Source organism: Psychromonas sp., assembly GCF_983033635.1.
The window spans coordinates 1-6,561 of the sequence record NZ_CEZLMY010000095.1 but is presented as its reverse complement, the minus strand read 5'-3'; the positions used below and the strand labels follow the sequence as shown (position 1 = coordinate 6,561).

At 36.9% G+C, this 6,561-nt stretch carries 6 protein-coding genes and 1 pseudogene; all 7 read right to left on the bottom strand.

The window, feature by feature from the left end; all coding sequences use genetic code 11:
- Positions 1-444 (bottom strand): tRNA 2-thiocytidine biosynthesis protein TtcA (locus AC4GME_RS12375; RefSeq protein WP_490379472.1); only part of this gene is annotated, 444 nt, incomplete at its 3' end.
- A gap of 127 nt (positions 445-571) precedes the next feature.
- On the bottom strand, positions 572-2,413 hold the full coding sequence (locus AC4GME_RS12370) for an EAL domain-containing protein (RefSeq protein ID WP_490379471.1): 1,842 nt from the start codon (positions 2,411-2,413) through the stop codon (positions 572-574).
- Between the two features lie 137 nt (positions 2,414-2,550).
- Positions 2,551-3,330 carry an ATP-binding cassette domain-containing protein gene (locus AC4GME_RS12365; RefSeq protein ID WP_490377948.1) on the bottom strand — a complete coding sequence of 260 codons (780 nt, stop codon included), beginning with the start codon at positions 3,328-3,330 and terminating at the stop codon, positions 2,551-2,553.
- Complete coding sequence (locus tag AC4GME_RS12360; protein ID WP_490379470.1) at positions 3,305-4,336, bottom strand: oligopeptide/dipeptide ABC transporter ATP-binding protein; 1,032 nt, start codon at positions 4,334-4,336, stop codon at positions 3,305-3,307. The genes AC4GME_RS12365 and AC4GME_RS12360 overlap by 26 nt, the downstream gene beginning before the upstream one ends.
- Positions 4,336-5,229, bottom strand: coding sequence for an ABC transporter permease subunit (locus AC4GME_RS12355; protein WP_490377946.1), 894 nt, complete (start codon positions 5,227-5,229; stop codon positions 4,336-4,338). Before AC4GME_RS12355 ends, AC4GME_RS12360 begins: the two co-directional genes overlap by 1 nt.
- Complete coding sequence (locus AC4GME_RS12350; protein WP_490377945.1) at positions 5,219-6,187, bottom strand: ABC transporter permease subunit; 969 nt, start codon at positions 6,185-6,187, stop codon at positions 5,219-5,221. Before AC4GME_RS12350 ends, AC4GME_RS12355 begins: the two co-directional genes overlap by 11 nt.
- Before the next feature lies 1 nt (position 6,188).
- A pseudogene (locus tag AC4GME_RS12345) lies at positions 6,189-6,561 on the bottom strand (ABC transporter substrate-binding protein); the annotation flags it as partial.

Sequence of the window (6,561 nt, the reverse complement as noted above, 5' to 3'; positions counted from 1 at the left end):
GTGGTGGCCAAGGGCAATTTTAGTTGCGCCTAACTCTTTTGCAGTACGGTATAAAATGCCACGTCTTAAACGAGAACATAAACTACAGGTTGTTTTACCTTTTTCAATTTTGTCCTGCACAATACTATAAGTGTTTTCTTCAACAATCTTGTACTCAACACCTATTTTTTCTAGGTATTCAGGTAAAATATGCTCAGGAAAACCGGGTTGTTTTTGATCTAAATTGACTGCTACTATCGAAAAATCAATGGGTGCTGCTGCACGTAATTCAAGTAGTATATCAAGCATGGTAAAGCTGTCTTTGCCGCCAGATAAACATACCATAATACGATCACCGTCTTCGATCATATTATAATCCGAAATTGCTTGCCCCGTTAAACGACGTAAACCTTTATTAAGCTTTTTTAGGGTGAATTGCTTTTTTTTTGTAAGAATCTCGGACATGATGGGACCTTGAATTGAACGGAGTTATTATACTAGGCGCGCATTGTACAAAAAGTATTTTAAGATGCAAAGCCCTACATTGGAAGTAGGGCGATTAAGCTGGAAGGGAAAGTGAACTTAACACTGTTTAAAGGGGACTGGGACGGGCGATTAAGAAACCTTGAATACCATCAATGTACATATTCTCAAGAATCTGTTTCTGCTCTAGGTGTTCGATGCCTTCTGCAATAACACGGCAGTCCATGCGATGCGCCACATCTATTATCATACGCACAAATTGCTGATTAGCGCTGTCACGTTCGATATTACTAATTAAGCTTGCATCAATTTTTACAAAATCGGGTTTAAGCTCTTTGAATAAACGAAATGAACCGATGCCCTTACCGAAATTGCAAATTGCCGAGCGCGTCCCCGTTCGTTTAAGCATATCAAAAATACGTTTGCTAGCAACAAGGTTACTATCAAGTACTTCTTCCTGCATTTCAAAGATCAGAGATGCCGCTATGTTGGGTTCTCGTAATAACAATCTCTCCAACCAAACAATAAAGCTGCTATTTTGCATCGCAGAGCTGGTGACATTTATTCCCCAGCGACAGCTACCATCTGTTTTATGACGACATTGGCTTACTACCGTTTCTAAAATAAGTTGCTCAAGTTTCACTATCATATCAGTACGTTGAGCCATGGCAAATACCGTATCTGTGGGGATCATATTGTTATTATCACCAATGAAACGGGTAAATATTTCTTGATAACCTTTCATATTACGATGTATTGCCTGAATAGGTTGATGTAATAACATTAAGGCTCTTTTCGAGATGATTCCATCTATAATTTGACGCCAGTGTTGCTCACCAAACTGGCTGTCATCGCAATCTTGTTGTTCAAATGCCCAACTATTTACTCCGTCAGTTTGCGCTTTTGCTAACGCCATATCGGTTCTGGCTAAAACTTGTTCTGGTAACTGCCCCGAAATGATTGCAGATATACCGTTATAAGCAATGCTATCTAATTTATTTAGCGCTTGGTATTGATCGAATTGAGTTTTTAAATCTTTAGCAATGTTTTGTGCATCACTGACACTCATTTCACGGGCAATAAGTGCAAAATCGGATCCGCTGATTCTGAAAACGGAGATAGCGGTAGTTCGATCTGTTACTTTGCTAACAATATTGGCAATATTAACGATGTAATCATCACCTTGCTGGAAACCACGTTGCGAGTTAATTGAATTTAATTCACTCGCTCGAATAATAAATAATATTGCGTGTTTTTGTTCGCCATTTTCACTTAATATTTCGGTCAATTCCTTGCGAAATGCATGGCGGTTATTAAGACCCGTTAGATTATCCATGTTCACTTGTCGTGCAAGTAATACAATCTGTTTTTCTTGGTTTTGCAAGGCGCGGTGAAATAATTTTTTCTGTTCATGTAATTGTTCTGATACTTTAGCAAATGGACTGGGTGTTGAATCTTCATCAGATATTTCATGCACAAGCGTTATTTCAATACCTTTAAACAGGCGATAGTAAATAATATTGATAACTGTTGATGCAATTATCAGTGTCGTATAAATCGTAAAAAGAATTTTTTTCAGGAGGGCTAACAGACGGCTACTTGTAGCTTTATATTCAATTAATTGATTTCCGTTGTTTGAAATAACAGTAGTGGATGAAATTGGCAATAAATAAGATAATATCTCTAACTGGTTGTTTTTATAGATCAATGGCTTAGGCTGTTTACTGTTGCTGATCTTAATATAATCAAATAGTTCATATTCTACAAGTAGGTTTACCTGAGCTACATTAGTTACTATTGACATTTCACGTAAGTTAAGTTTTTGCGAAATTAACTCTTGCTGCTGCAATAAAAGCGGATTAAATATGAACTTTATGACAAAAGTGATCAAAATTGCGAATAATATGATAATAAAGTTACTTACCCAGAGACTTTTTTTGTAATCGTTCATCGAAATTCACCCCATGATTTTAATCGCAATTTAAATCTAAATTATATAGCAAGCAACTGTAACGTTTTTTTAGATATACCTCTTTATATATTAGTAATAAAATCATCTAATTAACAATAAATCAAATGCTTTTAGCACTATTTTCTATAATCTGGTTGATGGCTCTGTAAAAGATGTTTGGTACTGGCAGCTTGTGGGCGGTTAAATATCTCTTCGGTACGATTGTTTTCAACGATTAAGCCATTGTGCATCACAATAGTTTGATCACTCATATGGCGTACCAAGTTCATATTATGCGCCACAAATATATAACTGGTCCCTCTTTTTTCTTGAATATCTAATAATAGGTTAACTATTTTAAAACGCAGTGATATATCCAACGTTGCTAAGATTTCATCGGCGATGATGATATCTGGGTTTAAGATCATAGCGCGTGCTAGTGCTACCTTATGTTGCTGTACGCTTGATAACATATTTGGGTAAAAATCGAGATAATCAGGTAATAAACCGACCAAATTCAAGGTTTCATGAATTTGTTCATCTATTTCAATGGTGCTGAAATTGGTATTAAGTTCCAACGGAGCCGCTAATATTCTGCCTATAGTTGCTTTAGGATTCAGTGAGTCACTTGGATCCTGAAATATCATACGAATGGATTTACACCTTTCCTGTTGAGATAGACTCGAAAGTGCTTCACCTTTAATGTAAATTTCCCCCGAGCTGGGTGAAATCAAGCCTGCAATCATCTGCACTAACGTGCTTTTTCCTGAGCCACTTTCTCCAACAACACATAATGTTTGACCTCGTTCTAAGGTGAAACTTAGCGGGCCAAGCGCCTGTCTGAAACCAGAAGATAAAAATCGGGCGCTACGTTTATAGTTTTTACATAAATTACTTACGCTGAGAAGTGTTTGCATGTTGGTTTTCATCTAATGTTGGAAAGTGACAACTGATCACATGTCCTTTGAAATTTAAAGGTTCAGGGTTTGTTACACAGCTTCGTTGTGCTCGCGGGCATCTTGGTCCTAAGCGGCAACCGATAGGTAACTGGTTAGCTGATGGTATGTTACCCGGTAGCGTGTATAACTGGCTTTTATGACTAATAGATTCATCAAACTCCAATATTGTTTTAATCATAGCTTCTGTATAAGGGTGCATTGGGCTATTGATTATTTGCTTGTAACTGCCTGATTCAACAGTTTGACCGCTATAAATCAAAGTGATGTAATCTGATAAGTTACTGATACTGCCGAAGTTATTACTTAATAATAAAATCGTCGTACTGTGTAATTGATTTAATTTATACAGTAAACGAAAGATTTGTGCCCGGGTAACGGCTTCCATAGCGGTTGTCGGCTCATCGGCAATTATTAAGCTTGGATTGTTCGCAATTGCCATTGCTATCATCACTTTCTGGCAAATTCCTTCTGACAATTCATGGGGGTAACTTGCTAAAACCGTTTGATCGTTTTGAATTCCGACTTTATGTAATAACTCTTTTATTCTCTGTTGCGTCGATTGTTCAGGAACGCGTTTTATTTTACTTAAAAACAGTTTTTTGACAGAAGTAGTCGGCAGTACCTCTTTAATTTGTGAAAATATTTTTTTACTTGGATCTAAGTATGATCTTGGATGCTGAAATATCATGGCAATTTCTTTGCCCATAATTTTACGGCGATCGTTTGCAGAGAGTTTTGTTAAATCAGTTGCTCCTAAAAACATACGATCCGCAGTCACTGTCCAATTGGCATTATGTAAGCCTAAAATTGCCTTGGCGATCAGACTTTTTCCTGATCCAGACTCTCCAACCAAACCATGAATAGATCCATCAACAATCGTTAATGAAGCTTTATCAATAACACGCACTTTGCCTTGTGCGGTTGAAATATCGATACTTAATTTACGTATATCAAGTAACGCCATTATAGATCTTCTCCTTCAATCACTGCGTGACGTAAACCCTCAGTAAATATATTAAAAACTAAGATAATAATAAAAATTGCAAGACCGGGAAAGAAAACAAGCCAGGGTGATGAATAGATAAGAACAATGCTGCTGGCAATTAATGCCCCTAATTCAACATCTAAAAATTGTGTACCAAAGCCTAAGAATCCAAGTGTAGAAATTTCTAATATTGCCATGGTAAAAATACGATTTAACAAGGTGATAATTGGCTCTAGAATATTTGGAAATATCCCAAAACGTAATAGACGTACATTGGTCGCACCATCAAGGCGTAAGGAGATTATATACTGTTTGTTTAATTCATTTTCAATACTGATATATATGCCACGTATGAATTGCGGCAACAGAGAAAGGGACACTGCAATCAGACTGTTCTCATAACTAGGTCCGAACATAACAATTAAAATAAGTGCGGTAAGCAATGTTGGGATAATTAAAAGTGCATCGAGTAGGTGATGTAAAATACTTGCTTTTAACCCTTTAGTTAACGCAGCTGTTGCACCGATTACGCACCCTAAGATGGAAACAGCAATCGTTATCGCTAGTGCGCCACCAAGGGTCAATTGAATACCTTGAATTAAACGAGCTAATGAATCTCGCCCTAAATCATCTGTGCCTAAGATATGAGCTGAATTTCCACCTTCAACCCAGTATGGCGGTAATAGTAAATGTTTTACATATTGTGTAGAGGGAGCATAAGGCACAATATAATCAGCAAATAGGGTAATTAATATCAGAATTAAGCTTCCCCACATCGCAGTAATCGCTAAACTATTTCTTTTAAATATTGACCATGTATATTGCAATGGTGATTGGATTTTTTCCTCATTGAATTCGTTATTAATCAACATATAAAGATTTCCGTTTGATTGGTGAAATAATCATCAGTAATATATCGATAAAAATACTCGATAACAAAATGAATCCAGAAATAATAAGAATAGCAGTAGGCAGGGCAAGGTAATCACCTTCTTTAATACTGCTCAATAACCAGACCCCCGAACCCTGCAGAGAAAAAACAATCTCTATTACCATCGCAAAGGAGATAATCGTACTTAATTGTAATCTTAATTGATGAATAATAGGTGGTAATGCATTTTTCAGTACATGGCGAAAAACAATCTCTTTTCTGCTCAGACCCTTAGCGTATGCCGCTTTTACATAATTACTTTTCATCACCATGGTGATTGAGTGTCGTGTTAAACGAATAATCTCAGTTATTAGGAAAAGGGATAAAACAGAAGATGGCAGAATCAGGTGCGCTAAGCGGTTGAAAAAGGCATCTAACTGATATGTATCAGCGGCCAATAGTGTATCAAGAAGAATAAAACCAGAAACCACTGGAATTTCAAAAACAGGACTGATACCACCGTCAATCGGCAGTGGAATTCCGAGTAACCTAGGTAACATGGTTGTAATAACAGCAAGCCAGAATACGGGTAACGCAAGACCAATCAGTGCAATTGTCATGATCAAATAATCAAGCAAACTGTTACGGTTAAGTCCTGCGAATATACCAAGTGGTATGGCAATAATATTGGCAGTGATAAATGCAATAAAACACAGCTCAAGTGTGGATGCAAACGCAGTTAAGCCCTTAATCAGCATAGGTTGCTGATCAATAGAAGATAATCCCCACTCTCCCTGTAAAATAGCGGACATATATTTAACATACTGAATAATGTAACCTGCATCTGCATCTGCTAATGTGTTTTTGCTTGACCAATAGGTCAATATAAATGCGATAACGGACAGAATAAACGCAGTAATGAACAACAAATTGAGGCGACGAAACAGATAATTAAGCATATTACTGGGCTTCTATTTTTCTAACATTTTGGAAATCTATACCCGTTAACGCATTAACGTGTAAACCTGATATATTTTGATTAAATGCATCGAACCGTAGTACATGAGCGATCGGATAATACGGGCGCTCCTGCTGAACGATATCTTGCAGTTGGTAATAATTTTTAATGCGTTTGATAAAGTTAGGTTCTAACAAAGTTGAATCTAATAAATCTTGTACTTCCGGACTGCACCATTGGCTAGAGTTACCCTCTAATATTGTTGCATCACAGCTAAGTAATGGTCGGAATAAACTATCTGGATCCTTTATATGAACATTAATTCCTGTTAAGTAAGTGTCATAATTACCGGAAGCTAAACGCATTTCAAGTTCA